1 protein-coding gene is annotated in these 1,257 nt (G+C 49.1%); it reads right to left on the reverse strand.

What is annotated here, in order from left to right; translation table 11 throughout:
• Positions 1–8 precede the first annotated feature (8 nt).
• Positions 9–1,183 (reverse strand): IS3 family transposase gene (locus V3W49_RS22540; RefSeq protein WP_500148180.1). Its coding sequence is split into 2 segments (ribosomal slippage): positions 9–925 and positions 925–1,183, totalling 1,176 coding nucleotides; the frame shifts between segments, so codons are not numbered across the junction.
• Positions 1,184–1,257 lie beyond the last annotated feature (74 nt).

A 1,257-nucleotide genomic window follows, 5' to 3' on the forward strand; every position in this document is an offset into this window, starting at 1 on the left:
TGTAGTGGTCAACAAAAACTGGCCACAGCTTTAGAGTTTTTCCAGAACAATCGTTCTGATTCATCCGGCGTCAGACCACCGTTATATTGATGCGGTCTGAGCTGGCTGTAATATCCCGTTATGTAGTTCGTTATCGCTGTGCTGGCTTCGCTAAAATTAGCGTATCCATTATCCGGTACCCACTCCGTTTTCAGGCTTCTAAAAAAACGTTCCATCGGGCTGTTATCCCAGCAATTCCCCCGACGACTCAGGCTTTGCTTTATCTGATATCTCCACAGTAACTGTCTGAAATTCCTGCTGGTATAGTGGCTACCCTGATCCGAGTGATACAGTAAATTAGCGGGCTTTCCTCGCGCTTCCCAGGCCATGGACAGCGCTTTTGCTGTCAGTGCAGAGTCCGGGAAAAATGACATCGCCCAGCCAACCGGTTTACGGGAAAACAGATCAAGCACAACGGCTAAATAAGCCCAGCGTTTACCTGCCCATATATAAGTCACATCGCCGCACCAGACCTGATTAGGCTCTGTTACTGCAAACTGGCGTTCCAGATGATTGGGGATCTCTACGTGCTCCTTGGATACTTTATTATATCGATGACCGGGCTGCTGACAGCTGATGAGATTAAGCTCTTTCATTAGCTTTGTTGCCCGCCAGCGGCTCAGTTTTACGCCTTTGTTTGTGACCATCGCGGCAATATTACGTGCACCTGCAGAGCCATGACTCTCGCGATAGCTTTCACGAACAAGACTGAGTAACACCGCCCGTGTGGCATCAGGCTTCTTTGGCTGTCGCCAGTATTTATAGCTGCTGCGATGAACCCCAAACACATTGCACATAACGGCAACAGGAAACCGCGCCCTGAGTTTCTCAATTAATGAGAACTGTTCAGGGAGTCTGACATCAAGAGCGCGGTAGCCTTTTTTAATATATCCCTTTCCATTTCAACACGTTGAAGTCTTTTCTTCAGCTCGCGTATTTCAATCTGCTCGGGTGTCATTGGTGAAGCCACGGGTGATTTTCCCGCCCGCTCTTCTTTCAGCTGGCGGACCCACTTATCCATCGTGGATTTACCGACATTCATTGCCGTGGCAGCAGCGGCAACGGTGTAGTGTTGATCGAGTACTAGCTGGGCCGCTTCGAGGCGAAACTCGGGGCTAAAATTACGTCTGCTACGTCCGGTCATAATGTCACCTGTTTTTGTCTATGAGGCGATGATATCACCTCTGTTCAGGTGGCCAGATTAACTATGCCACTACA

The sequence above is a fragment of the Rosenbergiella sp. YN46 genome (genome assembly GCF_036620675.1).
Taxonomy (GTDB): domain Bacteria; phylum Pseudomonadota; class Gammaproteobacteria; order Enterobacterales; family Enterobacteriaceae; genus Jejubacter.